The following is a 24776-nucleotide window of genomic DNA, read 5'->3' as shown; positions in this document are numbered from 1 at the left end:
GCCTGGATGCCCTTCGCGCCGTGCTGACCAAGCCCAACCGTGGGGCTGCACGCGCGTTTCCCGACTTTCTCGCCACTTTTGACCCCTAGAGAGATAATTCACAGGTAATTCTGGGGCAGAAGTGCCGCTCAGACCGCTACACTAAAACTTATTAGTGTGAAACTGTGCCCTGTGATCTGGGGGCAGACGGCCCACATCTGGAATCAGGTAGTGAGACGGTCGTATGCTGCCCATGTGGGGTCCGCAGGGGGCAGGGGGCATCACAGGCGGGCAATAAAAAAGCCCGCCCAGACGCAGGCGGGTTCCTTTGGTGGAGCCAGAGGTCGGATTTGAACCGACGACCTACTGATTACGAACAACATGAGCGGGGGGATGACGGGCAAGGCTGGGGGAGGACGCAAATATAGAAAAACCGCGCCCAGATGGCAAAATCCCCCAAAAGGCATTACGCCCGGTCAGGAATGGTGAGGGGCGGTTTTGCCCTGTGAGTTTGCAAAAGGTTTGCAACTCCAACAATCCCCTCCCCCCTGGGGCGTAACGCGGCGTACTATAGCGGCATGTCCCTGCCCCGCCCCGCCCCCGTCACTTCCCGGCTGAATGTCGGGGGATATGGGGTGACGATATTGGGAGAGTGGCATGTATCTGAAGCGCTGCGCTTCACCCCTTTCCGCCCTGCTGGGCGGCGCATCGGGGAACTGCGGATGAAGCGCACAAGCGGCACCGTCACCCCTGACGGCACCCTCACCCTCACCCCGGAAGCCTGGGCCGTGCGGCACTACCGCCGGGCCGTCATGGGCGGCGCTGGGGTGTACCGCCTGGGCCTCTGGGCGTTCCTCGCCGCTCGCCGGGCACCCCGCGCCCCCGCTCCGGCCCTCAAGGTGGAGAACGGGGCGGAACAGCTCGCCGCCCTGAGGCGGGCCGCGCATGAAAAAGTGCGGCCTAGTGTCCGGTGGAAGACGGGGGCGAGGCGGCGGCGGTTTCGGAAGCTCGAAGCCCTAGACCGTGTGGCATGGGCAGCCCACCTGATACGGCGGCAGGTGGAAGGGCGGCGCGGATTGACAGCATGGGGGGACCCCCGCACCCGTAGGCGGAAGCGCGAAGAGGCCCGCGAAGCCGCCCGCGAACTTAGGGAAGACCGCCTTAGAATGCTCGCCCCTAGCGTGGAAGCCGTGGAGGTAAACGGCAAGAGCTACGCGGCGAACGGCATAGACCTTCAGCGCGTCCAGTTTCTTGAGAGCATGGCTAGAAGTCTGGCGAAGTCCGGCCCTACCATCCGCCGCCTGCGCTTCCCCATCTTCGTGGCCGGCTTTGAAGAAGGCCGCTTATTAGGTCAGGTCATGGCCTATGCCAATCTGTGCGGTCTAAAGGGCACTGTGAGCGCCCTCATCGCTAACATTCATGCCCGGCGGTGGCAGGTTTCCCTCGCCCTCACCCTCGCCCGTCGCGCTCTTGAAGCCGCCGCCTACCGCGCCCACCTCGCCCGGCGCGTCCGGCCTGTCTCTCGCCGTACCCGTGCCCCCCGGCCCCTGTATGCCCGGCCACGGCCCCCGACGGCACCCCTCGCGCCCCCGGCCCTCGCCTGAGCTGGCAGCGCTTGGCCTGACCTTTCACGGCTGAGCACTCGCGGGCCGGGGCTGAGGCGCACCCCCAGCGGTGCCCAGAGTTCAGACCTCGCCCAGCTCTTCCCCCCTCGCCCCCAGTGACGCGGGGCAGGGGCGGCAACAGCGCGAGGCGCACCTATGACGCAATCCCAGGCGGTTAACCCCCTGACGGCTCCCCCCCGCAGACGGGGCGGGCGGCAACGGACTACCCTCACCCCCGAACAGCTCGACGCCCTGCACGTGCTTGACGTGGTTGAAACGGCGGCCCTTTTGCGGGTGGGCACCGACCTCATCCGCCGCGAAATCCGGTCGGGCAGCCTGCCCGCCGAGAACTACGGCACCGCAACCCGGCCCGTGTACCGCATTCACCGCGCCCAGCTCGACGCTTGGCGTGCCGAGCGGCGGGCGGCAGCCGTTCAGGGGACCAAATGAAGCCGCCCCGCGTGAAGGCGGGGCAGGGGCAGGGCCGGGGGGGCCTTTGTCACATCCTAACGGGAAGAGGCGAGTTCCGGGCCGCGTCCTTTTTCCTGCTCTCCTATCGCCCGCTAAAACCCCTAAAACCCTTTTTCTACTCGGTACAAGTTGGGAAAACGCCGTGCTGGACGGCATCGGAGTACCTTTCGGAGGGGCGAGGTTTTGCTCAAAGCCGTTCCCCCCAAAACCCCCCGAAACCCCGCGCCTACTCCCCCGCACCCCAGCCCAGCCCCAGCGCCCAGCGCGAAAACCTCGCGCCCAGCGCGGAAAACCTCCCAGCGCCGCCCCCAGCGGCGGGCGGGAGTAGCCCAGGGGGTTTTGGGAGGGTGCCCGGTTCTACTCCCGCCCCTACTCCCTTCACCCCGGACCCGGCTGCCGAATACCGCGAGCTGTGCGACCTTCTCACGAGCTTGACCGCCTACCTAGAGAGCGAGGCCCCGGAACTGCGGGCCACGGGGGAAGGGGCCGCCCTCGCGGAGCTGGAGCGCCTCGCGGCGGCCATGCTGGGGCGGATAGGCGAGCAGCACGCTCAGGGGGCGCACCTGGTCCCCCAGGGGGGCAGCCATGACGGGCTATGAGCTGCTGACCGTGCGGGAAGCGGCCCGCGCCCTGATGAAGTCTGAGCGGGGCGTGCGGGCGCTGATTTGGCGGGGCAAGCTGACCCCCATTCGGGCCGGGGGGCGCTGCCTTCTGCCCCCGGAAGAGCTGGAGCGCTACGCGGCCACCCTGCCCCATCCGGTGCCCGTCATGGCCGCCCTGTATGACGCCCGGCAGGTGCTCGCCTATGGCCGCGCCGGTCGGGGGGCCTGGGCCGCCGTGCGGCATGACCCCCGCTACCGGCGTCAGGTGGGCGACTTTGAAACCCACTTCCTACCGGAAGCGCTGCCGCTGTGCGCCGGAATCGTGGCAGCGGCGCGGGTGCGGGACTCTGCCCGCGTGCTCGCCCTGGCACAAGACCTTCAGCGGCTCAGGGTGGATTACCAGATGCTTTACGCCCCGCTGCCCACCCCTCAGGCGGCAGCCCGCGAGCGGGCGGAACAAGGCGAGTTGATCCCCCCCCTGTTCCCCGGCAGCGCTGGGGGGGGCGTATGACCGCCGCTCCCCTTCCCCGCCCCGCTGACCGTATCGCCCAGGTGGAAGCCCTCGCCTCTGGGGGGTTCGTGCTGGTCCCGGTGCCCCCCGGCACCAAAGGCCCCAGGGTCAGGGGCTGGAACTCTGACCCTGCCCAGTGGATAACGTCCCCCGCTGCGGCCCGCGAGTACCTCACCGCCCACCCTGGGGCCGGGGTGGGGCTGCTGCACAGCGAAAGCCAGACGGCAGCGCTGGACGTGGACCATGACGGCGCGGCCCTCGCGCTTGCGGCGGTGGGGGTAGACCTCGCGGCCCTCATGGCGGGCAACCCCTACCGGATTCGGGGCAAGCGGGGAGAAAAACCCCTCTGGCGCGTGCCGGACGGCCTGAGCCTGAGGAATGAGGCCCTGAGCTGGCCCGACCCCAGCGGCAAAAAAGGCCCCGGCGGGCGGCCCGCGCCCCTGACCGTCTTTGAGCTGCGGGGCGGCCCCGTGCACGACATCTTGCCCCCCAGCCTGCACCCCGACACCGGGCGGCCCTACACCTGGGCGGGTCCGGTGCCGGAGAGCGTAGCCGACTTACCCGAACTTCCCCCGGAGCTGCTGCGGCTCTGGGGGCGCTGGGGGGCACTCGCGCCGGTGATGCGCTCAGCGTGCCCCTGGGCACCTGCCCCGATGCCCGCCCCGGCCCCGCGTGACCTGGGGCGGCTGGGGGGCGGCGCGGCTGAGGGCGCGTCCGTCATTGACGCCTTTAACGCCTCGCGCTCGCTGGGGGAGGTGCTCTCAGAGCACGGCTATCAGGGGCCGCCCGGTGGGCCATGGCTCTATCCGCACTCTTCCAGCGGGCAAGCGGGAGTGCGGCTGAGGCCAGAGCGCACCCCCAGGGGTGCCCCGGTCGTGATGAGCTGGCACGCGGCGGACCCGCTGGGGGACGGCCTGCCCCGCGACGCCTTTAGCGTGTGGGCGCTGCTCGCGCATGGGGTGGACCTGTATACGGCCACGCCGGAAGCGCGGCGCGAGATGGTGAAGAAAGCGGCCCGGCTGCTGGGGTTGCCCCAGCCTCAGGGCGGCAGCGCTGGGGGGGAGGCGAGCGCTGCCCGGCCCGCGCCCGCGCCCGACCTGCCCCCGGTGGCCTGGGGGGACGTGACCCCGCTGCCGCCCCTCAGCGAACCCGTGCCCCCCTGAGCGCCGAACTGCTGCCCCGGCCCCTCGCGGCCTGGATACAGGCGGAAGCGCGGGCGGCGGGGTTGCCGCTGGAGATGGTGGCCGCCCCGGTGTTGGTGGGCGCGGGGGGGCTGCTAACCGCGAGCCTGCGGCTACGCAATGCGCCGAACGCCCCAGCGGTGCCCGCCAATCTCTGGGGGGCTATCTGCGGGCCGCCCAGCATCAAGAAAAGCCACGCCCTCGCGCTGGGCGCGGACCCCCTGACCCGTGCCCAGCGGGCAGAGTTTGAACGGCTGGACGCCCAGCGTTCCGAACTGGAGACGGCGCGGGTCAAGGCGGCGGCCCGGCTCGACGCCCTAGAGGGGCAGCTCAAGCGGGCACTGGCGGGCAGCAAAGACGCCCCGCCCCTGCCGGGTGACGATGAACTCACCGAAGCCCGCGAGGAACTGCTTGCGGCAGAAGCGGCCCTGAGGCCCGCCCGGTACGTCGTTAACGACCCCACCGCCGAAAAGCTGGGCGAGATTCTGCGGGATAACCCCCAGGGCGTGACGGTGATACGCGATGAGCTGACCGGATGGCTCGCCGGATTCGAGCGGGCGGGCCGCGAGCAGGAACGCGCCTTCTATCTGGAAGCGGCGAACGGCACCGGGTCGTATACCTTTGACCGCCTCGCACGCGGAACCGTGCATATCCCGCTGATGTGTGTCGGGGTGCTGGGCGGGATTCAGCCGGGGCCGCTCGCGGACCTGATAGACGCCCAGCGCGGGGCCGGGGACGGCCTCTTGCAGCGCTTTCAGGTGTTCGTGTGGCCCGACCTGTTCCCCGACTTTGACCAAGCCGCCCAGCGCGAGCCGGTCCCGCCGGAGCTGCGGGAGGGGGCGGCGGCGCTGCTGGGCGAGCTGCTGACCCTCACCCCGGAAGCCCTGGGCAGCACCTTTCCCGGCGGCGGGGCGGCCCCGCTGACCTACACCCCGGACGGGCAAGCCGCCTATGACGCTTGGGAGCGCGAGCACGCGGCGGCGGTGCGGGACATGACGCGGGGAGAAGCCTACCGCGCCCACCTGGGCAAGCAGCCCGGCACCTTTGCCCGCCTCGCCCTCATCTTTCACGCGCTGGAGGTGGCGGCGGCGGGCGGCCCGGCCCAGCACCCCCACCCCGCGCAGGTGGGCGAGGAATCCGCCGCGCTCGCGTGGGCCTGGTGCGATTCCCTCACCGCCCACGCCCGCAAACTCTGGCGCGAGGGGCGGCGGCGGGACGTGATGGACGCCCGCGCCGTGCTGCGCTTTATCGAGCGCGGGCGGGTGTGCGACGGGCAGAAAGTGGCCGAGGTGCGCCGGGCGCTGAGTGACGCCCGCGAGGCCCTGACCGGACCCCGCCTAGAGGCCGCGCTGCGGGTGCTGGAAGACTGCGGGGCGGTGCGGGTGGAAGTCAGCCCGCCCCCCGGCGGCAAGGCGGGTGGGCGGCCCGTGAAGACGCTGCGGGTGCACCCCGACGCCCTCGCTGCGCTCGACGGGGCAGAAGCAGACGGCGAGGTGAGCGCGTGACCGGTTCTTCTGCGGCCCTAGAGCGCCTCAGGCTCGCCCGCCAAAAGGCCCAGCAGCCTCAGGCGGCCCCAACCCCAGCAGCGCGGCCCCCTCGCCCCCAGGGGAGGGCGGGGCGGCCCAGCATGGCGGCCCGCGCCCTCATGGCCGGGCACTGCGGCACTTGCCGGGCCTTTACCCCGGACCCCAGCGAGGGGCGCTACATGGGTACCTGCGCCCACGGGCGGGGAGCCTTTGAACCCTGGGCGGCGGCCTCGCGGCTGCCCGCCGTCATGCATGAGGCGGCCCGCTGCATGACCGTCCCCGCGCCCCGCTGGGCGCTGCGGGCGGGGGTCACGGCCCAGCCGGATACCGACCTTCCCCCGCCGGGAGGGGCCGCGTGAGCGGGGGGCGCATGAACGCCGTGACCTGGGCCGCGCTGAGTGCATACGCCCAGACCCTAGAGGGGCAAGCGGTGCCGGGCCTGGGCGAGCTGCTGAGGGCTGAGGCTCCCCGGCTCGCCCGGCTCAGGGCAGCGGCGCAGGTGACGGCCCAGGGGTGCGGCGTCCTTGACGAACGCGGCGAGCTGACCCCCCAGGGCCTCGCTTCAGCGCGGGCACGGGTGGCCCGGCTGGGGCTGGGCCGGGCTGGGGGTGAGCCGTGACGCGGCTGAGGTTGCGGCGGCCCGCCGGGGTAGACCCGGCCCTCTGGGAACTCGCCCCGCGTGGGGTGAAGCTCGCCCTGATGGAAGTGCACGCGAGCACCCCGGCCCAAAGAAACGCGGCCTATGCCGAGCGGGTGCGGCATACCGCCCGCGAGCTACAGCGGGCGCTGAGCCTGCTAGAGGGGCACGGCCCCAGAGGTGAACAGTGAACAGTGAAAACTACGAAACAACTTTTGGCGAGGGGTTGCCGGAAGGCGTGAGCGTCGAGCGTTCCCCCAGGGGCGGCAACGCCCAGCGGCACGGGATTCTCAGTGAATACGTGCCGCTGGGCGAGCGGGCGGAGTACGCCGAGCACGTGCGCCTCATCCGCGAGAGCACCGGGGCGAGCACCTACCTTGAAGAGCGCCTCGCGGACCGGGCCGCCCTCGCCCTGTGGCGGCTGGACCGGGTGGCCCGCTATGAGGCGGCCCAGGTCAGCGCGGGGCAGCGCGGGGCGCGGCTCAGCCTCGCGGCAGAAGAACCCTTTGGCGCGACGGGGGCGGCGGTGAAAGCTTGGCAGCAGGTGGCCGCGCTGGGGGGGTTGCCCGCCGAAACCTACCGGGCTTCTCCCCAGCTCGCGGAGATGACTGCTCAGAGGCTGGACCGTCAAGCGGCGCACCTGGAGCGTTGGGCCGCCGGGAGCGCGGCCCTGGAGCTGAGTGAAGATGACGCGGCTGAGGTGGGGTGGACGCTGTTCAGTTTCATGGCGGAATCCCCCCGCCTGCCGCCCGCCTTTGAGCGCAAGCTCGCGGCTGCGCTGTTGGGGCGCACGCCCACCCGCGCCGAAGTCGAGCAGTTGAAGGACTCCGATTGGGAGTTTCAGCCGGGCGAGTTGCCGGGGATGCTCGCCTATGCGCGGGAGCTGTGGGGCGAAGCCTATGCCCCCCGGCTGGAGCTGCTCGCGGAGCGGCAACGGCGGCGGGCGGCCCAGCTCCGGGAAGCCGTGCGGGAAGCCCAGGCCGCTGAACGGGACGCCCTCGCCCTCGCCGCGCTGCCCCAGGCCCCGACCCTGGAAAAGGTCACGCGCTATGAGGCCCACCTTGAGCGGGTGCTCTACCGCGCCCTACATGACCTGGAAGCGGCCCGCCGCGAGCGCGAGGGCGAGCTTACCCCCGCCCCGCTGCGGGGGGTGCTGGGGGGGCAGACCTGACGGGGCGGGCGCACCCCTAGAACTCCAGCATCCCCCCCGCGTACCCGTGGACGGCCCCTTCTGGGGCCGCCTTTTTTACGTCGGAAAATGTCGGAAAATGTCGGAAAAAATAGGCCCGCTAGCCCCTGCCCCGCATGCTTGGCCCCCAGCTGGTGAAGCTGGGGCGGGCGGCTAAGGGCTTACGCCTGGGCGCTGGGGGTCAGCGTCCACCTGCTCCCCCAGCGCTTCCGCGCTGCGCTCCCCCAGGGCCTCACGCCTCAGGTCTGCGCCCCAAATGCTCAGCAGGGTGAGCGCGGCGAGGGGGGCTTTCAGGGCACGCTGCCCCTCAGCAAGCACCATCCCCCCCAGCAGCATGGCCCGCCCGTAGGCGGCTTCAGGCGAGTGGGGCGGGGCCTTTTGGTAGGCGAGTACGGCCCCAGCAAAGGCCCCCTTGAGGCGCTCCAGATTGGCGGCGGCCTGGGGCGGGGCAAGATGGCCCAGCTCAGCGGGTGGCCTGAGCAGCTCAGCCCCCCGCAGGGCGCGGCGCATGTTCCGCACGTGGGTGCGAACGTAGGCAGTGAGGGGGTCAGGCGGCGTGGGGTTAGTCATGGCAGGGCCTTTCGCCGAGTACGTGCGCGAGCTGCCGGGGGTCAAAGCCCAAGGCGAGCGCGGCAGGGCGGATGAGGTGGGCGGGCAGGGTGTAGAGCGCGGGCAGGTCGAGCCGGAAGAGCTGAGCGGGGGCGCTCAGGGTCAGGCGGGCACCCTGGGGGATGCGCCTCACGGCGGTGACGCTGGGGCGGGTCATGCGGGCCGCCCCAGGCTGACGGGGGAGCCGTCATAGCGCCCCAGGGCCTCTATCAGTTCCCGAAGCAGGCGCACGGCGGGCACGTCGAGCACCGCCCGGCGGCCCTCATGCTCAAGGGTCAGGCGAGCGCCGCCCAGGCGGGCGAGGGTCAGCCCCTCGCGTTCGTCCCGTTCATTGGGCAGCGCTGGGGGGTAGGTCAGGCCCCAGCTCGCGCCCTCCGGCAGCACCGTCAAGAGCAGGCGGTGCCGGGTTGTCCAGCAGGCGAGCGCGAGGGCGGGCCGCCCGCTCGCGGTCATAGAGCCGGGAATCACCTGCACGGCGGCGAGGCTCACGGCCCCAGGGATGAGGGCGCTCTTTGCGCGGCGGCCCGGCTGAGCGTGAGCCGTCATGCCCCCACCCCCTCAGCGCTGCCCCAGCCCCCTAGCGCCTCGCGCACGGCGGGCAGCAGGGCGGCGGGCACCCGGTAGCCCTCGCGCTGAAGGGGCCGCGTGCGCCCACGAAGGCCCGTGAAGTAGAGCGCGGCATCAGCGCCCTCTTCAGCGCCCAGGATGAGCACCGCGTCAAGGCCGGGGAGCAGGGTCACGCCCTCCCGCACCTTGCCGCCCGGCTCCCGCACAGTAAAGAAGCGGCGGCGGTCCGGCTGCCCCGGCGGGGGCGGCGGGGCGTGCGGGTCGAGGTGGGCGGCGAGGATAAGTCCCCACTCAGCGGGGCGCACGGTCACGCGGTCGGGCGGGCTGGGGATGACGGCGGGAGCGGGATGCTCGCGCATGGCCCCGCGCAAGAACGCGCTCAGGTGCTCGCGCTGGGCGTCTGCATTCATCCACGCCCCTGCGATTTTCTCGACGGCTTCATACAGGGCGCGGGTGGAAAGCCCGACCTCGCCCCAGTGATGCGCCCACGCGCTCAGCACCGTGGGCAACAGGGCCGCGAGGCTCTCCCCCGCCGCGTGCCGGAGAAGGTCAGCGCGGGCACACGCGGGACAGTAGGGGTCATGCTCGCCGGGGTGGGCGAGGGCGGGCCGGGGGCCGCCGCACCCCTCGCCCCGTGCCCAGGGGTAGGGCAAGTGGCGCTCAGGGGTGGGGGCGGCGAGGTCAGGGCGTGCGGTCATGTCGGGCACCTCTGGGGGGAGCGGGGGGCGTGGGGAGTGCTAAGCGGCCTTCATGCCCAGCCCTTAGCCCAGCCCAAGCGGGCGAGGGTCAGCGCGAGGGCGGCGAGGGCGAGGCACGGCCCCAGCACGGCGGCGGGATAAGCGGCGGGGTGGGCGCTGCCCGCGAGGGCGTAGCAGCCCAGGGCAAGCGCGGCGAGGGTCAGGGGCAGGGCAGAGCGCATGGGGGCACCTCACAAAGGCGGGAGGGGGCCGGGACTGGCCCCCCAGCGGCTTAGGCGGTCAGGCGCGGGGCGTAGGCGCACAGGTCACGCCACACCTGCCGGGCTTCCACGGGGTACAGGGCGGCGAGGCTCGCCACGGGCCGCCCCAGGGTGCGGGCGGCGAAGGCGTAATGTTCCCCGCTGGGGATGCCCGCACGGGCCATGTGCTTGTGAAGGCGGCACCCGGCGGCCTTGCCGATGGTGGGGGCCGGGGGAACGGGCAGGTACGCCTCAGCGGTCAGGGTCACATGGTCTGCCGCGTTCAGAATGGCGACCGCTTGGGCGGTGGGGACCGGCTCGCCGTCGAGCTGGGCGCTGATGCGGCCCGCCGCGTCACGGGTCAGGGTGACGGTGTGCGTTTCGTGCCCCCAGTGCTCGCCGTAGGCGGTCACGTGGCGCACGGTGGCCCAGGTGCGGGTTTTCGGGCGGGGGGTGCTAGTGTGCATGGTGCTCCTTCACTGCTAAGGGGAGTCAGTCAGGGACGCGGAAACTTGGCGGTAGAAGCGTCTCTTTCTGCTGACCTAATACTACTCTTTTCGGGTAGCAGAGTCAACCCTTTTCGGGTAGTTACCGCTTTCGGGTAGACTGTGGGCATGAATGAAGAGATACGGGCAGCGGTAGACGCCCGCCTGAGAGAGAAAGGGCTAAGCCGGGCGGACCTCGCCCGCGCTACAGGTATCCACCCGAATCACATAACCCGCGCCCTTAACAACACGGGCGGCAGGGGCGGCAACGTGCCCCCCGTGTGGCAAGCCATTCTCGACGCCCTGGGGCTGACCCTGACAGCGGTGCCCGTCGAGCACCTGAGCAGCGGCGGGGTGCCGCCCGCCCCCAGTGACCCCCAAGCGCTAGAGCGGGAAGTCATGCGGCGGGTGCAAGCGGCGGTGCGGGAAGCGCTGGGGAGCGTGGCCCCGCCCCAGGGGGATGAACCGGGCCGCGCTGGGGGGGGGAAAGAGTGACGGCCCAGGCCCTCGCCCAGCTCGACGCGCTGAATGCCCGGCTGCGGGCGCATCCGCTGCCAGATTCGCTGCGGGCGAGCCTGGAAGCAGACTGGGAAGTTTCGCAGACCTACAACAGCAACGCGATAGAGGGCAACACCCTCAGCCTCGCGGAAACCAAGGCGGTGCTGCTCGACGGGGTGACGATAAGCGGGCATCCCCTCCGCGAGCACCTGGAAGCGGTCAACCACCGGGAAGCGTGGCGGCTGATGCGGCGCATGAGTGCCCAGCCCGCCCCCTTGCGAGAAGAAGATGTGCTCGCCCTGCACCGGGTTATCCTCACGGGCATTCAATCGGAAGATGCCGGGGTCTACCGCCGGGACCGGGTGCGGGTAGTGGGGTCTTCCCGCATCTTCCCCAACCCGCTGAAAGTTCCGCAGTTGATGGGCGAGCTGATAGGCGAGCTGAACACGCGGGCGGGCGAGGTGCACCCCGTGACCCTCGCCGCCCGCGCCCATTACGGGCTTGTGGCCGTGCACCCCTTCATAGACGGAAACGGGCGCACGGCCCGGCTGCTGATGAATCTGCTGCTGATTCGGGCGGGCTACCCCCCGGCCCTGATTCCCGTGACCACACGGGCGGCCTATTACGCGGCCCTAGAAGAAGCGAACGGCGGCAACCTCGCCCCCTTTGAAGCCCTGGTAACGGACCGGGTGCGGGCGGGGGTGCTGGAGCTGCTCGCCGTGCTGGAAGACGAACCGGGGGGGGCTGAGGGGGCATAGCCCTGCACGGCCCCCCCGGCCCTTCAGAGTTGCCGTGTCAGCAGGTGACGCGGGCGCGTGGTATGTGACCCCCTCCCCCAGCGGGAGGGGGCAGCGCTTTGTCTGCCCCCTCTCAACTTTTGAGAGCGCCCCCGGCCCCTCGCCGTGCCCCGGCTGGGGCCGCGCTGGGGGGGGTGGGAGTAGGAGTAGCCCGGAGGTTTTGGGGGGAAGCCCCCGGAGTGGGTTCTACACAAAACCCGCTACTTTTTTGCCGTTCTGGACGGGCGAAAGAGTAGCCCGGAGGTTTTGGGGGTTTTGAGGGCTTCTAGGGGATGGGAGTGGAGTACCCCAGTGGGGAAAGTCCCCAAAATGCCGTCTAGGACAGTCTTTTATAGATAGATAGAGAGTCAAAAATGCTTTTGTAGGATTTACCCTCCTAAAACCCCCTAAAACCGTACGCCTACTCTCCCCCACCCACCGACCCCCCCAGCGCGGCCCCACCTTTCGGCTGACGGCCCAGGGGGGCGGGCTACGCTGGGTTATGGCGACAGGTCAATCAGAAGGTCGGAGAAAGCGCGGGCAGGGTGAAGGCAGCTATACGCGCCTCGCAGATGGGCGGGTGCGGTGGCGGGTGATGGCGACTTCCCCCGCAGGTGAGCGGCGGCAGGTGAGCGGCACGGCACGAAACATGACCGCCGCACGGGAAGCGGTGCGAACAGCAAAGGCGGCCATTGAGCGCGAGCACCGCCCGCCCGTGCGGGGGCTGACCCTCAGCGACCTGCTGAGCGAGTACATCGCTGGGCGGCGCGGGAAGATTAAGGCGGAGAGCACGGCACGGGACTATGCGTATACGGCGAACAAATACATTCGGCCCAGCGTGGGGCAGCTTGCAGCGGGCAAGGTCAGTGCGGGGCGGCTGCGGGCCTATTACGCCGAGCTGGAAGCGTCTGGACTGGGCTACCGCACCCGCGAGAAAATCCACGGCCTGCTGAGGGCGGCCTATGCCTGGGGGAACGCGGAAGGGTTGGTCACGGTCAACCCAACCGCCCACGCTCGCCCCCAGCGCCCCACCGTCGAGGGTGCGCCCCGCTTGCACGCCTTTACCCCGGAACAGGCGGCCCAGTTTTACCGTGCGGCCCGCGCTGACCGCTGGGGGTGGCCGCTGGCCTTTGCCCTCGCTACGGGGATGAGACCGGGCGAGGTGCTGGGGCTGCGCTGGGATGACGTGACCTTCACCCCTGACGGTGGGGCGCGGGTCCGGGTCGAGCGCACGCGGTCCGTCAGCGGGGGCAAGGTGTACGAAAGCACGCCGAAAACCGAACGGGGCCGCCGTGCCCTCAGCCTCGCTGGGGACGCCGTCAAGCTGCTGAGGCTGAGTCAGGCACAGACAGAAAAAGAGAGCGGGGCGCGGCTCAGGGACGGCGGGCGCGAGTACCAGCACACGGGGTATGTGTTTGTGACGCGGGCAGGAACGCCCTACCGGCTCGACAACCTGCGGCGGCCTATGGGCCGGATTTGCCGGGCGGCGGGGGTGCCGGTGCTGACCCCCCACAAACTGCGGCACACCTATGCCTCTGTCATGGCGGCAAGCGGGGTGAGCGTCGAGGTGCTGAGTAAGCGGCTGGGGCACAAAGACCCGAACGTGACACGCGGCATTTACCGGCACGTGTATGACGGCGAGGGCGAGGGGCTGACCTTTGACCCCGTGACCCCCGCGCCCCAGCCGGAAGCCCAGGGGCGGCGGCGGGTGAAAGTGCGTTCACGGCCTGTAGGGGTCGAGGGGGGCAGCACGCCCGACCAACCCTAAGCGCTGCCGGTTTGCAATAGGTTTGCAAAGGGGGCCGCCGCGCCCCCTTCATCAGGTCAGACCAAAATCAAAAAACCCGCGCTAGGCGGGCTTTCTCTCTGGAGCCAGAGGTCGGATTTGAACCGACGACCTACTGATTACGAATCAGTTGCTCTACCCCTGAGCTACACTGGCGCGGCAAAAATGCTGCACGCACAAGGGTAGAGGATGGCCTCGGCCTTGTCAAATCCTCAGCCCAGGGCTTTGACCTCGCTTCGCAGGCTCTCCAGCCGTGCCCGCAGCTCGGCGGCGCGGGTGCGGGCGCTCTCCAGGCGGGTTTCTTCCTGAGCAGTAAAGCGGGTGTAGGGGCTGATGGCGTCCCGCAACCGGGCGTCGGCCCGCTCCTGCTCGCGCTCGTACTCGCGGCGAATAATCTGCTCCAGGGCCTCGCGCAGCGCCCCCACCTTCTGCCGCAGTTGGCGGTGGGCTTGCAAGCGCTTGTTGGGCAAGACAAAGAGGCCCAGGCTCCCCAGCGTCAGCCCCGCGAGAATGCCCCCCGTAAAGTCCAGCGCCGACGCCCCCACCAGCGCCCCCAGCCCCGCGCCGATGCCGATGCCCCCGGCCAGGCCCCCCACCGCTCCCTTGAGGGCGTCTTCCGCGTCGCGGGAGAGCTGGCGGGCAAGTTCCTGCTCGGTGGTGGTTTCGAGGTGCTGGCGAGCACTCCCGGCGATGCCTTCAAGCAGCGCTCCCCGGTCATAGGAAAAGCGGGTGCGGGCCACATCTCCCGGCGGCTGGCGGCGGATGAGAAAAGCCTGCACGTCCTCCCAGAAGTGCAAGTTGGCCTCCACGAAGCGGTCAATCATGGTCCCAAACTGCCGGTCGATGGCATCGGGAAGGTCGGCCACTGCCTCGCGGCGGAACTGGTCTTCTAGGTCGCGGCTGTTCATCAGGCCCCGCAGGTTCGAAAACCGCAGCTTGTCGTCGATAAAGCGGTCGGCCCGCACCTCGAACTCACTCAGCAAGCGGCTCAGGCGGTTGAGCTGGCCGTCGAGTTCGCCCAGCATCGTCTCCCGGTGCCGCTCGCGCTGGGCTTCGAGGTCGCGCAGCACGGCGAGGTCGGCTTGGAGAGTCTGGCGGGCGGCCTCTGCCCGCGCTTCCTCGCCGGAGAGGATTTCGGCGGCGGTCGCGAGGGGACTTTGCAGCTTGAGGCGGGTGCGTTCGGTTTCTGAGAGCCGGGCGACGAGCGCCGCTCGCAGCGCCCGGAAGCCCTCGTCGCCGCCACGCTGCTCGGCCCGCGCACTGATGAGAAAGACGGGCGGGTTCAAGCCCAGCACCCCCCGCGCCCCCGCCTCCACGAACTGCCGGACCTGCTCGCGCTGCTGGGGCGTTTCCAGCAGGTCGGCCTTGTTCACGACGAGCACGACGCTGCGGCCCCAGCGGGCGGCGAGGCCCAGAAACTGCCGTTCGGACTCGGTAAAGGGCCTATCTGCCGAGGTCAGAAACAGCACCAAGTCGGCGCGGGGGAGAAAGCCCTCGGTGAGGGCCTGATGCTGGCGGATGATGGCGTTCGTGCCCGGCGTGTCCACCAGCGCCACCCCCTCCAGGCTGGGCAGGGGGTAGGTCAGGCGGCTCACGAAGGGGTCGCGGGTGGGTTCCAGCTCGCCGGGCTTCTCGCCGTGCACGAGGACATAGATGCGGTCGGTGGTGGGCGTGACCCCTTCCGGCAAGACGGCGGCCCCCAACAGCGCGTTCACGAAGCTGCTTTTGCCCGCATTGAACTCGCCCACCACCACGAGCAGGAACGTCTCGTCGAGCGCCCTGGCCGCGCCGCGGGCATACTCGACCGCCTCCGGGGGAGCGCCCTGCGACTCCAAAAACGCCTGAAGGTCGGCGAGGAGCGCCCGCTCACGCGAGAGCAGGTCCTGAACGGCGGCAGTGACGAGCATGGAGCAAGTGTAGAGCCTGCCTCCAGGGGGCCGGGGCAGGCTCAGGGTTGTTTGAAGGGAGGGGGCGAGGTGAGGATCAATTGACCGCGATCCGACCCAGATTGGCGGGGAAGACCGTAATGCTGTAGGTTCCCGTAGCTCCGGGCAGCCGCAGAAGCGACCCCTGCGACTGCCTCGCCACGGCGAGGTTGATGGTCACGCTGTTGACGTAGCTGGGTACAGGTGCAGGCCAGCTGCCCGGCCAAGTCGTCGTCGCGTAGGTGAACATGTTGTAGATGTTGGTGGACGTCGTGAAACCGGTCGTCGCCACCGTCGGCGCGATGTAGTCGGCGAGGATATTGGCTTCTCCATTCGTTGGGACAGTCGGCACCGCCACAGGAGGAAAAGGGGGAAGGGGGGGAACAGGAGGGGAAGGGGGAAAAGGCGAAGCCATGTTCGCCCGGTACTCCACCAGCACCCAGGCATCACCATTGCTGTCGTCTGGGCCAGGATTGCGCCAACTGGTCGCGGCGGTGCCGCCCACCCACACCGAGCGCTTCACTGGATAGTAAGCGAGAAAGCGGTAGGGGGCCGTGCCCGACTCCGGCGGGAGAATCATCGCCAAGATGGGATGGGTGCCTACCGTCCAGTTCTTGTTTCCAGTGACAGGATTCTGAAGTGTCGGTGGATTACCGCTGGCAGATGCGCTCAGAGAAAGGGCAAATCCCGGCGGATACACGTACCACGCTTCCTTGAGCTTCCCGGCGATGAGCTGCTGGGCGTTGAGCACCTCCTGCTGCAACTCGGCCCGCGTGCTCGACTGGGTCGACACCCGGCCACTCTGGGAAAAGTAAGCCACCAGCGCCGCGAGCACGATGCCCATCAGGGCCATCCCCACGAGCAGCTCGACCAGGGTGAGGCCCGCTTGCCTCCAGCGTGGCCCCCTCACCGTGGCCTCAGCACGTCGACAGTCAGGGTGGTGTCCTGCCGTCCGGTTTGCGAGGCGACAATCAGGCGGCGCATCCGGGGCGGCTCGCTGCCCCCCGGCGCGTTCAAGACTGGCTGCGCGGCGCAATTCGTCGTGCGGATGTTGGCAGGCGCAGCGGCGGCTCCCGTTCCCAGCACGTTGCCCCGCGTATCCAGCGACTGAAACTGCACCGAGTAGCCACTCGGAATGGTGACCGGGGCGCAGGCCCGCTCGTACAGGTTGCCGTCGGCCCAGGCCCCGCGCACCTGCTCCAGCAGCTGCTGGGCTTGCGTAGAGGTGCCCAGTTGTTGCTGAGCCTGGCGGTTAAGGCCCAGCGCCCCGGTCAGCGTAGCCGTCAGCACTGCGGCGAGCACGGCCAGCACCGCCACCGACACCAGCACCTCGATCAGGGTAAAGCCCTGTGTCCTTGCCTGCCTCATGGGGTCCCTCGCGTCACGATGACTTTGCCCGTCACGCCCACCACGCGCACTTCCAGCGGGGTGAGGCCAGGAAAGGAGCTGGCAAGGCGCAGCACCTTGCCGGTTGCCCCCGCGAGTTCGCCGTAGGGGGCGGTATAGGTCACGAGGTTGCCCGACGTGCCGGAGCCGGAGCAGTTGGAGGTGCAGTTCAGCGTGACCGTGCCGGGCAAGCGCCGCTCGCTCCCACTCACCTGGTACCGCACCGAGTTGCCCGCGTCCCAGGAGACGGTAACGTTCGTGCTGCCACGCTGGGCCTGTGAGCGGGCGCGGCGCAAGTCGGTCGCCACCTGGGTGGCTGCCTCCCGCAGTTCTGCTGCGCGGGCGCTGCGGACCGTCCCGAAGCCCACCAGCCCCACCAGGATGCCCAGGATGGCGATGGCTATCAGGAACTCAATCAGGGTGAAACCGGAAGGGCGCATTACGACCCCTGCTTCCAGAGCACACGCGTCAGGTCGCGCTTGGTTCCTGCATCTTCAAAACTCCATTTCGGCGAGGTTGGATAGAAAGGCGGCGTTAAACCATCTAAAAATCGCTTGTCGTGTGAGTAGTCACGGCCATATCCCGTACCACTTGTCGTCCCGCTAGCTCCATAATAGCGCTCTACCATAGAGCCGGTAAACAGCATCTCACCGCGATATGCACCCGAATCATGACCCTCCACCATAAATTCCTGCTGACTCGCCATAAGGGCAGCATGAATCACTGCGTTATTGGGGACTTGGCGACGAACTACTATCTTGCCCGCGCTACTGAACAATCCCAGTACATTTTCCCGCTCCTTACAGGGCGGATTGAGTGATACAGAATCATACTCGTCATAACGGCAAGGCGACTGCGAGAGGGCAAGATCGCTGCGGATGTCAATTTGGCGAGGTGTTGCAACTGTAATACCAGAGAAGGAAGCCACTGCAGGCCGCACCCGAGCTTCTTGTGTACCCGTAGAGAGACGACCTGGGTCGGGGCCAACCAGGGTCAGTGGCTCGCTACCTGCGGCCTTAAAAATCACCCCGTTAAAGGGATTGGGCAAGAGTATCCAGCTACCATTTCCCGTCTTGCTGTATATTCTCTTACGGTCATCCACACGATAAATGGTGTTGCTATATGTGTAAGTACATGTACCACCAAGCTGCTCTACGCAGTTTTGAGAAACGATGGGTCGTAGGTATTGATAAGAAGGGGTAGCTTCCACCCAGCGCCTTTGAGCAGAATCGTAAGAGTTAGGTGGGTTCATGTCACCGTCACCCACAAACATCTGAATTCCAATAACTCCATTTCCCAATATCAGTCCGCGGCTATTATCACTCAGAGGGTTGCCATCAGCATCTAGCCCATTGGCCGCATTTTCTTGTATAAGCGCAGCACGAGGAAAAGGCTGGTATTGACTAGCGTAGTTTGGCGTGACGCCACTATAGTTTACATTGACGCGATTGTTACTAATATAGCTACGAATGCCGTCGCTTTTTTGTTCATCAGTCAGGGTGCTGTCCAAAGGATATCGGAACACGCTGCCGTTGACTCTAACCCCAGGTCGACGCACGCAGCTCTCTTCCTCTGCCGTCTGAGTACGCGATGTGCAGCCCGCACTAGAGATCTTCCCCGAAAATCTTGGGCTATTATATCCACTCTGTGAAGTAAAGGTAAAAATATCATTTGTCTTAATTTGTCCCTGAAAACTCGTCGTGGTTGTAAAGTTCACGGGGCCTCCTGATACCATTGTATGATAATCAGTCTGAACCACCGCATCGAGCAGGCTAGGCTGAAGCACATCAAACCACCATTCCCCGTCTCGAGCGCCTTGGGCAGTTATGATGCGGCGGCTGTTAGCATTCGCATCGGCACTAGCTGTCAGAGAGGCAACTCTGACAAAGACGCGATGATGATCTGGACCCAAACGTAAGATACGCGTCAAGCTTAAGCTCGTGGTTGTCGAACTTCCCAAGTCGCCGTTCGCTCTTGATTGTGCTTGAGTCAAGACTCGACGCCAGAAGGCCTTGCGAGCTGCTTCGGTGGCACCAGGTTGCTCACTGGCTGGGAGCGCATTGTAACTTGCAGGGGTTACCAGTTTGGCAAATAGTGTAAAGTTGTCGTCCGAATTCAAGTTGGTGGGCACGCAAGCTTGCGCCGTAGGATAGTTTCTTCCTGCGCCATCATTTCCATCGGGGTCGAAGAACCCAGGCCCTCCGTTAATGCCTTCATTGAGGGATGTCCAAGTACCCGTACCACAGAGTTGGTCAATCCAAGTACGCACAGCAGAGACACGCACGTTGGAGGCCAGGAATAGACCGGGTGTTGCTCCATTTTCAGCAGGGCTTAGCATGGTTTGCACGTCCCGCAACCACGACTGCGCCAGCGCCAGCCCCGATTCTGCCGCGTACTGCGCCCGCAGGGTGGCCGCCTGGTCCGCCGTATTCTGACGGCTGCCCAGGCCCAGCCGCAGGGTGGCCGCCAAGATGCCCGCCAGCAGCAGCAGGGTCAGCAGCACGACCAGAATCATGGCCGCGCCTTCGGTCCTTTGTGGGCCTCTCATGGGGTTCAGTCTGCGGCGCGGCCCGCGGGAGAACCTAGCCCCCGAATAGGGGCGCGTAAAGACGCCTTCATCCCCTTCGGCCCCTCGGCACAGCGGAGAAGCGGCACACTGGCGGCATCCCCATCAGGAGGTAGCCCCGTGACCGGACCCTACGACCGTCCCCCCATGCCCGCCACCGAGCCGACCGACACCCCCGCGCCCCTGCCAGAGCAGATGCCCGGCGCCGATGACACCGGCCCGGTGATGGACCCGCCCGTCAACCCCGACCTGCCGGGCATGCCAGAGCCGGACCCCACCGGCAACCCCGACACGCCGGGCATGCCCAGCCCGACGCCGATGCCCGCGATGTAAAAGCGGCGAGGGGTCAGGGGTCGAGGAGCCGAGAGGAACACCCCGTTTCTCGGCACCTCGGCCCCCGACTTCTAGACCCCCAACAGCGTGTGCCCCTGCTCGCGCAGCCAACGCCGCCACTGGGCATGGTCCGGCATGAGGCGCGAGACGTGTGCCCAGTAGCGGGGCGAGTGGTTGAGTTCCAGCAGGTGCGCGGCCTCGTGCAGGGCGACGTAGCGGGCCACCTCGCGGGGAGCGCGGCTCAGTGCCCAGTGCAGGCGGATGTCTCCCCGCGAGGTGCAACTGCCCCAGCGGGTGCGGGCAGCGCTCAGCCCCACCCGCCCCAGGCGGTCCCTGGCCCCCAGCGCCTCCGCATACTCCTCCACCCAGACGCGAAAGAGGGGCAGGGCGGCCTCGCGGCTCCATTCCTCCAGGGGGGCGGCGAGGTCCGGGCCGGGAGGCAGGTGCAGCTCGCCACCCACCCGCTGCGCCCGTGTCAGGCCGGGAACCTCGCGCAGGATGAGGGTCTCGCCCAGGAAGGGATAGGCGGCACCGTCCCGCCAATCCGCCGCCGGGGCCTGTCGCGCCGCAAAGGCCCGCAGGTGCCGCTCGGCCCACTCGCGGCGGGCCTCCACAAAGGCCGTGAGCGTCCCCTGCGGCGTGCGGGCGGGCGCGTGCAGCACGACCTCGCCGGGCCGGACCTGGAGGGCCAGGGTACGGCGGCGAGGGCTGCGGCGCAGCTCCACGGGAACGCCCCCGACCGTCCAGGGGGAGGGGGGCCGGGGGCAGGAGGGCGTCATCTCAAAGCTGATTGTAGGGCTGGCTGAAGGTGTCGCACCGGTTGGGGTCGCCCGTGCGGAAGCCGGTCATGAACCAGTTCACCCGCTGCTGGCTGCTGCCGTGGGTAAAGGAGTCGGGCACCACGTAGCCCCGGCTTTGCTGCTGCAAGGCGTCGTCGCCGATGGCCGCCGCCGTATTCACGGCCTCGCGCACGTCCTCTGGGGTCAGGTTGGCGAGGCTGGAGACCCGGTGGCCCCACACCCCCGCGAAGCAGTCGGCCTGGAGTTCGAGCCGGACCCCATAGGCGTTCGCCTCGGCCTGGGTCCGCGCCCCCTGCTGCGCCCGCGTGACCTGGTCGGCGATGCCGAGTTCGTTTTGGACGTGATGCCCGACCTCGTGCGCGATCACGTACGAGTAGGCGAAGTCGCCGCCGCCGCCAAGCTGACGGTCCATCTGCGCGAAGAAGGAGGTGTCGAGGTAGATCTTGTTGTCGAGCGGGCAGTAAAAGGGGCCGACCGCGCTCGTCGCCTGGCCGCAGGCGCTGCGCACCGCCCCCCGGAAGGGCACGAGCACGGGCTTGGTGTACGTGCGGCCTGCTTGCTGGAAGATGCCGCCCCAGACCTCGTTGGTGCTGCCCAGGATGCGGTCGAGGAACTCGTACTCCTCAGTCTCCCCCGCCTGGCCCGCTGGCGACTGGGTCTGAGCGGGAGGCGACTCCCCGCCCCCCAGCACCACGCTGGGATCTACTCCAAAGAACATGGCCAGCAAGGCGAGCAGCAGGCCGCCGATGCCGCCGCCCACCGCGAGGCCGCCGCCGGGCAAGCCGCCGCCACTGGGTTGCACGCCGCCGCCACTGCGGGGCAGGTTTTTCCAGTCCATCTCCAGCCTCCTTCGCCTTGGCTTGTGCCGGGCTTCAGGGGGCATTGTAGGGACCTGCCGGTGAGGGGGTCTTGACCAAGCCATAGGAAAAGGGCCGGCGGGCGCGGGTAGCCCGCGTCCCTCTGGCCCTCCCCTGCCCCGCGCTCAGTCGGCGGCGGGCACGGCCCCCAACGGCGCGGGGGTGGGGGGCGCGACCCGGCGGCGCTCGAAGTGGTAGAAGACGGCAGGTACGACAAAGAAGGTCAGCAGCGTGGATGTGACCACCCCGCCCAGAATCACGATGCCCAGCCCGCGGCGGAACTCGGCCCCCTCGCCCTGCCCCAGCACGAGCGGGAGGCTGATGACGAGCACGGTGAGGGTGGTCATCAGGATGGGCCGGAAGCGCAGCTCAGCGGCTTCGACGAGCGCTTCGCGCAGCGGCAGCGAGCGCATCCGCTCGGTCACGAACTCCAGGTACAGGATCGAGTTCTTGGTGGACAGCCCCAGCAAGATGACCATGCCGAGCACCGTGATCACGTCGAGGTCCACCCCGAACAGCGAGAGGGTCCACAGCGCCCCCACGACCGCGAGCGGTACCGGCAGCAGCAGGTAGGCGGGGTAGCGGAAGGAGTTGAACTGTGACCCCAGCACCAGGTAGGTCAGCAGCACCGCGAGCAGCAGCACGACCGGGCCGTAAAACACCAGGTCCCCGGTGAGGCCCGCTGCCCCAAAGGAAGACGCGTTGCCCAGCGTGACCCCATTTGTCAGGAGGCCCGCCGCCCGCGCCCGCTCGACCAGCTCGCGCTGGTAGGCAAAGGCGTTGGGACCGCCGGGAACGAGGTTGAGGTCAATGCGGGCCGAGTAGGCCTTGTTCAGGCGGCTGAGGGTGGCCGGGGCCTGCCGGGTCTGGAAGGTGCCCAGGCTGGCGAGGGGCACATTGGTCCCCAGCGCGGGCGCAAAGACCGTCTGCGACAGCAGGCTCTCGCCGCCCTGCACCTGCGCGGGGTCGAGCCTCACCACGATGTTCACGCTGCGGTCACCGTCGCGCAGCCGCCCCGCTACGCTGCCGTCGTTGTAGGTCCGCAGGGCCTGGGCCACGTCATTGGCGGTAAGGCCCGTGCCCGCCAGCCGCGCCGGGTCGGGCACAAAGGTGCGCTCCTGGCGGGTGGCCGAGAGGCTACTTTCCAGCGAGGCGATGTTGGGGTCGGCGGAGAGCAGCCGTAGCAGGGCGCGGTTGCGCTCGGTGAGCAGCGCCTGATTGGGCGCGGTGAGGGCGAGGCTGAGGTCGGCGTCTCCCCCCGGCCCCCCCTGCTGGGCGGTCACCCGCACCTCGGCCCCTGGCACCCCAGCAGCGAGGGCGGCGAGGTCGCGGGCATACCGGGCAGTCAGCGTCTCGATGGGGGCGCGGTCCTTGCGGGGGACCAAGGTCACGGTCAGGCTGGCGGCATTCGCATTCGTGCCCCCCAGCACCCCGCCCGCGCCCACGCTGGTTTGCACGAGCCGCACCTCTGGCCGGGCCAGCAGGTTCTCCTCCAGACGGGCCGCGAGCGCGTTCGTGCGGGCGAGGTCAGTGCCGGCGGGAAGTTCGAGGTCGGCGGTTAGGATGCCGCTGTCGCTGCGCGGCACAAAGGAAAAGCCCACCGTTCGCAGGGCCAGCGGAGCGCTGAGCAAGAAAGCCCCCGCGAGCAGCATGACCCCCCAGGGCCGCCGCAGCACTCCGCCCACGCTGCGGGCATAGGCGCGGGCGGTCGCCGTGACCCCCCGGCGGGTGAGGCCGTGCAGGGTACCCGTCAGGGCCTCCAGCAAGGCGAGCAGCACGGTCAGAACGTACCGCACCAGGGCGAGTGCGGCGGGCGCGAGCAGGATGGCGAGCGCGGCGACGGCGGGCCACTCCAGCTCCGTCAAGCGGCTGAGGCCCACCCACAGCGCCGCCCCGGAAAGCGCGAGCAGCAGCCCCCCGGAGAGGGTCCGCACCCCCGCCAGCGCCTCGCGGAGGAAGCGCGGCCCCTGCGCCAGCACGCCGGGCACCTGTCGCCAGCCGACCGGCTGCGGGTCGCGGGCATAGGCCATGCGGACGGTGAGAAAGAGGAGGCTCTCTAACCAGCTTAGCGCAATCGCCGCCGCGAGGCCCAGCCCGAACTGGCTAAAAAACTGACCCAAGATGCCGGGCATAAAGGACAGCGGGATGAGCACCGCGAGCAGCGAGAAGGAGGCCGCCGTGACCGCTGAGAAGACTTCCGAGGCCCCCAGCAGCACGCTGCGCAGCAGGCCGTAGCCCAGGTCGCGGTAGCGCTGCACGTTCTCGGCGACCACGATGGAGTCGTCCACCACGATGCCGATGGCGACGATGATGGCGAGCAGCGAGACGATGTTGAAGGAAAATCCGAACAGGCTATAGAGCAGTGGCGCGGCGCTGATGGAGATGGGAATGGCGAGAATCACGGCAAAGACTGTGTTGAGCCGTCCCAGGAACAGCAGCACGATGACGCCCACCGCGCCGATGGCAATCAGAAACTCCTTGAAGGTGTCCCCCACGGTCGCGCGGGTGGCAGTCGTGGTGTCGCTGGCAAGGGTGAGCTGGTAGCCCGCCGGGAGGGGTTGGGCCTCCATCGCCGCCGTCACCTCGTCGGCGACGGCCACACTGTTCGTGCCGCTGGCCTTGCGCACACTCAGGAGCACGGCGGGCTGCCCGTTCACGCGGGCGTAGCTCGTCGCGCGGGCGGAGGTGTCGCGCACAGTCGCCACGTCCGCCACCCGCAGGCCGGAAGCGGGGTCCACAAGGGTGCGTTCCACGTCCGCGAGGCTCTGCGGCGTGTTGCGGGTGGAAAAGCCCACGGTGGTGCCGCTTACGGTGACGCTCCCCGCCGGGAGGTCGAGCGCCGAAGCCTGAATCGCCCCCGCTACCCGCCCCGGCGTGAGGCGGTAGGCCTGGAGCCGCGCCGGGTCGAGGAGGACCTGCACTTGCCGTTCTGGAGCGCCCGATACCGCCACGTCCGCCACGCCGGGTACCCGCTCCAGCCGGGGCACCAGGGTGTCTTCGGCGTAGGCGACCACGTCCTCGGCGCGGGCCGCGCCTCCCAGCAGGGCCAGGGTCAGGATGGGGGTCGCGTTGGGGTCAAACTTCTGCACGACCGGGGCCTCGGTGCCCCCCGGCAGGGTGCCCCGAATCGCTGCCACCGCCTGCGAGACGCTGTTGGCCGCCGCATCGATGTCGGTGCCGTCCGCAAAGGTAATCACCACCGCCGACTGGTTGCTTACCGAGGTCGCGTTGATGTCGGTCACCCCGCCCAGGGTGCTCACGGCGGCCTCGATGCGCTGGCTGACCTCGCGGTCGACCTGGTCGGGGGTTGCGCCGGGATAGGCGGTCGAGACGGCGAGCACGGGCACCTCGAAGCTGGGCAGCAGCTCGACCCCCAGCCGGGTCGTCGCCAGCAGCCCGAACAGGACCGTCGCCACAAAGATGCCGATGGAAAAGACGTAGTTGCGCACGCTAAAGCGCACGGCGGGATGCACGGGCGGTTCGGGGGTACCGTCGGGCAGCGTGCCGCGGGGCAGGCTGAGTTCGGGGGGGTCGTGGGTGCTCATGGACAC

General features: G+C 68.8%; 28 protein-coding genes and 1 tRNA gene. 14 read left to right on the top strand and 15 right to left on the bottom strand.

Annotated features, from left to right (window positions below):
- Nucleotides 1-557: 557 nt before the first annotated feature.
- From H565_RS0102745 to H565_RS0102700, 10 genes are all read left to right on the top strand, one after another.
- Nucleotides 558-1583: a hypothetical protein gene (locus H565_RS0102745; RefSeq protein WP_034408134.1), complete on the top strand. Its 1026-nt coding sequence runs from the start codon at nt 558-560 to the stop codon at nt 1581-1583.
- A gap of 156 nt (nt 1584-1739) precedes the next feature.
- On the top strand, nt 1740-2033 hold the full coding sequence (locus H565_RS14110) for a helix-turn-helix domain-containing protein (protein WP_169726649.1): 294 nt from the start codon (nt 1740-1742) through the stop codon (nt 2031-2033).
- Nucleotides 2034-2401: 368 nt separating this feature from the next.
- On the top strand, nt 2402-2653 hold the full coding sequence (locus tag H565_RS16250; RefSeq protein WP_027459693.1) for a hypothetical protein: 252 nt from the start codon (nt 2402-2404) through the stop codon (nt 2651-2653).
- The gene (locus tag H565_RS0102730) at nt 2640-3167 is read left to right on the top strand and encodes a helix-turn-helix domain-containing protein (protein ID WP_027459692.1); all 528 of its coding nucleotides are present in this window, start codon (nt 2640-2642) and stop codon (nt 3165-3167) included. The genes H565_RS16250 and H565_RS0102730 overlap by 14 nt, the downstream gene beginning before the upstream one ends.
- Entirely contained in the window at nt 3164-4330 is a 1167-nt protein-coding gene (locus H565_RS16550; RefSeq protein ID WP_084542870.1) for a bifunctional DNA primase/polymerase, read from the top strand. The genes H565_RS0102730 and H565_RS16550 overlap by 4 nt, the downstream gene beginning before the upstream one ends.
- Nucleotides 4331-4392: 62 nt before the next feature.
- Complete coding sequence (locus H565_RS16545; RefSeq protein ID WP_169726648.1) at nt 4393-5853, top strand: YfjI family protein; 1461 nt, start codon at nt 4393-4395, stop codon at nt 5851-5853.
- Nucleotides 5850-6233 (top strand): hypothetical protein, encoded by a 384-nt coding sequence (locus H565_RS0102715; RefSeq protein WP_157468857.1) that lies wholly within the window; start codon nt 5850-5852, stop codon nt 6231-6233. The genes H565_RS16545 and H565_RS0102715 overlap by 4 nt, the downstream gene beginning before the upstream one ends.
- A gap of 11 nt (nt 6234-6244) precedes the next feature.
- Nucleotides 6245-6493, top strand: coding sequence for a hypothetical protein (locus H565_RS0102710; protein ID WP_169726647.1), 249 nt, complete (start codon nt 6245-6247; stop codon nt 6491-6493).
- Nucleotides 6490-6702, top strand: a complete 213-nt coding sequence (locus H565_RS16240) for a hypothetical protein (RefSeq protein ID WP_027459689.1) — start codon at nt 6490-6492, stop codon at nt 6700-6702. The genes H565_RS0102710 and H565_RS16240 overlap by 4 nt, the downstream gene beginning before the upstream one ends.
- Nucleotides 6699-7682, top strand: a complete 984-nt coding sequence (locus H565_RS0102700; protein ID WP_027459688.1) for a hypothetical protein — start codon at nt 6699-6701, stop codon at nt 7680-7682. Before H565_RS16240 ends, H565_RS0102700 begins: the two co-directional genes overlap by 4 nt.
- Nucleotides 7683-7853: 171 nt before the next feature.
- Here H565_RS0102700 and H565_RS0102695 read toward each other — a convergent pair whose 3' ends face one another.
- The 6 genes from H565_RS0102695 to H565_RS0102670 are packed head-to-tail and all read right to left on the bottom strand — an operon-like array spanning nt 7854 to nt 10280.
- Complete coding sequence (locus H565_RS0102695) at nt 7854-8270, bottom strand: hypothetical protein (protein ID WP_027459687.1); 417 nt, start codon at nt 8268-8270, stop codon at nt 7854-7856.
- Entirely contained in the window at nt 8263-8466 is a 204-nt protein-coding gene (locus H565_RS0102690) for a hypothetical protein (protein ID WP_027459686.1), read from the bottom strand. The genes H565_RS0102695 and H565_RS0102690 overlap by 8 nt, the downstream gene beginning before the upstream one ends.
- Nucleotides 8463-8855 carry a hypothetical protein gene (locus H565_RS0102685; RefSeq protein WP_027459685.1) on the bottom strand — a complete coding sequence of 131 codons (393 nt, stop codon included), beginning with the start codon at nt 8853-8855 and terminating at the stop codon, nt 8463-8465. Before H565_RS0102685 ends, H565_RS0102690 begins: the two co-directional genes overlap by 4 nt.
- Complete coding sequence (locus H565_RS0102680) at nt 8852-9574, bottom strand: hypothetical protein (protein WP_027459684.1); 723 nt, start codon at nt 9572-9574, stop codon at nt 8852-8854. The genes H565_RS0102685 and H565_RS0102680 overlap by 4 nt, the downstream gene beginning before the upstream one ends.
- A gap of 50 nt (nt 9575-9624) precedes the next feature.
- Nucleotides 9625-9795 (bottom strand): hypothetical protein, encoded by a 171-nt coding sequence (locus H565_RS16235; RefSeq protein WP_157468856.1) that lies wholly within the window; start codon nt 9793-9795, stop codon nt 9625-9627.
- A 50-nt stretch (nt 9796-9845) separates the two neighbouring features.
- Nucleotides 9846-10280 (bottom strand): hypothetical protein, encoded by a 435-nt coding sequence (locus tag H565_RS0102670; RefSeq protein ID WP_027459683.1) that lies wholly within the window; start codon nt 10278-10280, stop codon nt 9846-9848.
- Nucleotides 10281-10427: 147 nt separating this feature from the next.
- Between H565_RS0102670 and H565_RS15620 the strand changes: the two genes are divergently transcribed.
- The 3 genes from H565_RS15620 (at nt 10428) to H565_RS0102655 (ending at nt 13340) form a co-directional block, all read left to right on the top strand.
- Nucleotides 10428-10793: a helix-turn-helix domain-containing protein gene (locus H565_RS15620; RefSeq protein WP_051363375.1), complete on the top strand. Its 366-nt coding sequence runs from the start codon at nt 10428-10430 to the stop codon at nt 10791-10793.
- Nucleotides 10790-11554, top strand: a complete 765-nt coding sequence (locus H565_RS14090) for a Fic family protein (protein ID WP_051363374.1) — start codon at nt 10790-10792, stop codon at nt 11552-11554. Before H565_RS15620 ends, H565_RS14090 begins: the two co-directional genes overlap by 4 nt.
- A 613-nt stretch (nt 11555-12167) precedes the next feature.
- Complete coding sequence (locus H565_RS0102655) at nt 12168-13340, top strand: tyrosine-type recombinase/integrase (RefSeq protein WP_169726646.1); 1173 nt, start codon at nt 12168-12170, stop codon at nt 13338-13340.
- A gap of 99 nt (nt 13341-13439) precedes the next feature.
- On the opposite strand, the gene H565_RS0102650 is transcribed toward H565_RS0102655, so the two are convergent.
- The 6 genes from H565_RS0102650 to H565_RS16230 form a co-directional block, all read right to left on the bottom strand.
- Nucleotides 13440-13514: transfer RNA gene (locus H565_RS0102650), tRNA-Thr, on the bottom strand.
- Nucleotides 13515-13570: 56 nt separating this feature from the next.
- On the bottom strand, nt 13571-15265 hold the full coding sequence (locus H565_RS0102645; protein ID WP_027459679.1) for a dynamin family protein: 1695 nt from the start codon (nt 15263-15265) through the stop codon (nt 13571-13573).
- Nucleotides 15266-15341: 76 nt separating this feature from the next.
- Nucleotides 15342-16193, bottom strand: a complete 852-nt coding sequence (locus H565_RS0102640) for a PulJ/GspJ family protein (RefSeq protein WP_027459678.1) — start codon at nt 16191-16193, stop codon at nt 15342-15344.
- Nucleotides 16190-16651, bottom strand: coding sequence for a prepilin-type N-terminal cleavage/methylation domain-containing protein (locus H565_RS0102635; protein ID WP_084542868.1), 462 nt, complete (start codon nt 16649-16651; stop codon nt 16190-16192). Before H565_RS0102635 ends, H565_RS0102640 begins: the two co-directional genes overlap by 4 nt.
- Entirely contained in the window at nt 16648-17109 is a 462-nt protein-coding gene (locus H565_RS14085; protein WP_034408120.1) for a pilus assembly FimT family protein, read from the bottom strand. The genes H565_RS0102635 and H565_RS14085 overlap by 4 nt, the downstream gene beginning before the upstream one ends.
- Complete coding sequence (locus H565_RS16230; protein WP_157468855.1) at nt 17109-19184, bottom strand: hypothetical protein; 2076 nt, start codon at nt 19182-19184, stop codon at nt 17109-17111. Before H565_RS16230 ends, H565_RS14085 begins: the two co-directional genes overlap by 1 nt.
- Before the next feature lie 171 nt (nt 19185-19355).
- Between H565_RS16230 and H565_RS0102625 the strand changes: the two genes are divergently transcribed.
- Entirely contained in the window at nt 19356-19568 is a 213-nt protein-coding gene (locus H565_RS0102625) for a hypothetical protein (protein WP_027459676.1), read from the top strand.
- A 71-nt stretch (nt 19569-19639) separates the two neighbouring features.
- Here H565_RS0102625 and H565_RS0102620 read toward each other — a convergent pair whose 3' ends face one another.
- The 3 genes from H565_RS0102620 to H565_RS0102610 form a co-directional block, all read right to left on the bottom strand.
- On the bottom strand, nt 19640-20347 hold the full coding sequence (locus tag H565_RS0102620; RefSeq protein WP_027459675.1) for a M48 family metallopeptidase: 708 nt from the start codon (nt 20345-20347) through the stop codon (nt 19640-19642).
- A gap of 1 nt (nt 20348) precedes the next feature.
- Nucleotides 20349-21206 carry a KPN_02809 family neutral zinc metallopeptidase gene (gene ypfJ, locus H565_RS0102615; RefSeq protein ID WP_051363372.1) on the bottom strand — a complete coding sequence of 286 codons (858 nt, stop codon included), beginning with the start codon at nt 21204-21206 and terminating at the stop codon, nt 20349-20351.
- A 144-nt stretch (nt 21207-21350) separates the two neighbouring features.
- A complete protein-coding gene (locus tag H565_RS0102610) occupies nt 21351-24770 on the bottom strand; it encodes an efflux RND transporter permease subunit (RefSeq protein WP_027459673.1) in 3420 nt (1139 codons plus the stop codon).
- Between the last annotated feature and the right edge of the window lie 6 nt (nt 24771-24776).

Source organism: Deinococcus murrayi DSM 11303 (assembly GCF_000482805.1).
GTDB lineage: Bacteria > Deinococcota > Deinococci > Deinococcales > Deinococcaceae > Deinococcus > Deinococcus murrayi.
The sequence above is the reverse complement of the archived record's forward strand: the minus strand, read 5'-3'. Positions and strand labels throughout refer to the sequence as shown.

Bases quoted from the DNA above. Each gene is read 5' to 3' on its own strand.
- H565_RS0102745 (WP_034408134.1), top strand. From the start codon at position 558: ATGTCCCTGCCCCGCCCCGCCCCCGTCACTTCCCGGCTGAATGTCGGG.
- H565_RS14110 (WP_169726649.1), top strand. From the start codon at position 1,740: ATGACGCAATCCCAGGCGGTTAACCCCCTGACGGCTCCCCCCCGCAGA.
- H565_RS0102730 (WP_027459692.1), top strand. From the start codon at position 2,640: ATGACGGGCTATGAGCTGCTGACCGTGCGGGAAGCGGCCCGCGCCCTG.
- H565_RS16550 (WP_084542870.1), top strand. From the start codon at position 3,164: ATGACCGCCGCTCCCCTTCCCCGCCCCGCTGACCGTATCGCCCAGGTG.
- H565_RS0102710 (WP_169726647.1), top strand. From the start codon at position 6,245: ATGAACGCCGTGACCTGGGCCGCGCTGAGTGCATACGCCCAGACCCTA.
- H565_RS0102695 (WP_027459687.1), bottom strand. From the start codon at position 8,270: ATGACTAACCCCACGCCGCCTGACCCCCTCACTGCCTACGTTCGCACC.
- H565_RS0102690 (WP_027459686.1), bottom strand. From the start codon at position 8,466: ATGACCCGCCCCAGCGTCACCGCCGTGAGGCGCATCCCCCAGGGTGCC.
- H565_RS0102685 (WP_027459685.1), bottom strand. From the start codon at position 8,855: ATGACGGCTCACGCTCAGCCGGGCCGCCGCGCAAAGAGCGCCCTCATC.
- H565_RS0102680 (WP_027459684.1), bottom strand. From the start codon at position 9,574: ATGACCGCACGCCCTGACCTCGCCGCCCCCACCCCTGAGCGCCACTTG.
- H565_RS16235 (WP_157468856.1), bottom strand. From the start codon at position 9,795: ATGCGCTCTGCCCTGCCCCTGACCCTCGCCGCGCTTGCCCTGGGCTGC.
- H565_RS0102670 (WP_027459683.1), bottom strand. From the start codon at position 10,280: ATGCACACTAGCACCCCCCGCCCGAAAACCCGCACCTGGGCCACCGTG.
- H565_RS15620 (WP_051363375.1), top strand. From the start codon at position 10,428: ATGAATGAAGAGATACGGGCAGCGGTAGACGCCCGCCTGAGAGAGAAA.
- H565_RS0102655 (WP_169726646.1), top strand. From the start codon at position 12,168: ATGGCGACTTCCCCCGCAGGTGAGCGGCGGCAGGTGAGCGGCACGGCA.
- H565_RS0102645 (WP_027459679.1), bottom strand. From the start codon at position 15,265: ATGCTCGTCACTGCCGCCGTTCAGGACCTGCTCTCGCGTGAGCGGGCG.
- H565_RS0102635 (WP_084542868.1), bottom strand. From the start codon at position 16,651: ATGAGGCAGGCAAGGACACAGGGCTTTACCCTGATCGAGGTGCTGGTG.
- H565_RS14085 (WP_034408120.1), bottom strand. From the start codon at position 17,109: ATGCGCCCTTCCGGTTTCACCCTGATTGAGTTCCTGATAGCCATCGCC.
- H565_RS16230 (WP_157468855.1), bottom strand. From the start codon at position 19,184: ATGATTCTGGTCGTGCTGCTGACCCTGCTGCTGCTGGCGGGCATCTTG.
- H565_RS0102620 (WP_027459675.1), bottom strand. From the start codon at position 20,347: ATGACGCCCTCCTGCCCCCGGCCCCCCTCCCCCTGGACGGTCGGGGGC.
- ypfJ (WP_051363372.1), bottom strand. From the start codon at position 21,206: ATGGACTGGAAAAACCTGCCCCGCAGTGGCGGCGGCGTGCAACCCAGT.
- H565_RS0102610 (WP_027459673.1), bottom strand. From the start codon at position 24,770: ATGAGCACCCACGACCCCCCCGAACTCAGCCTGCCCCGCGGCACGCTG.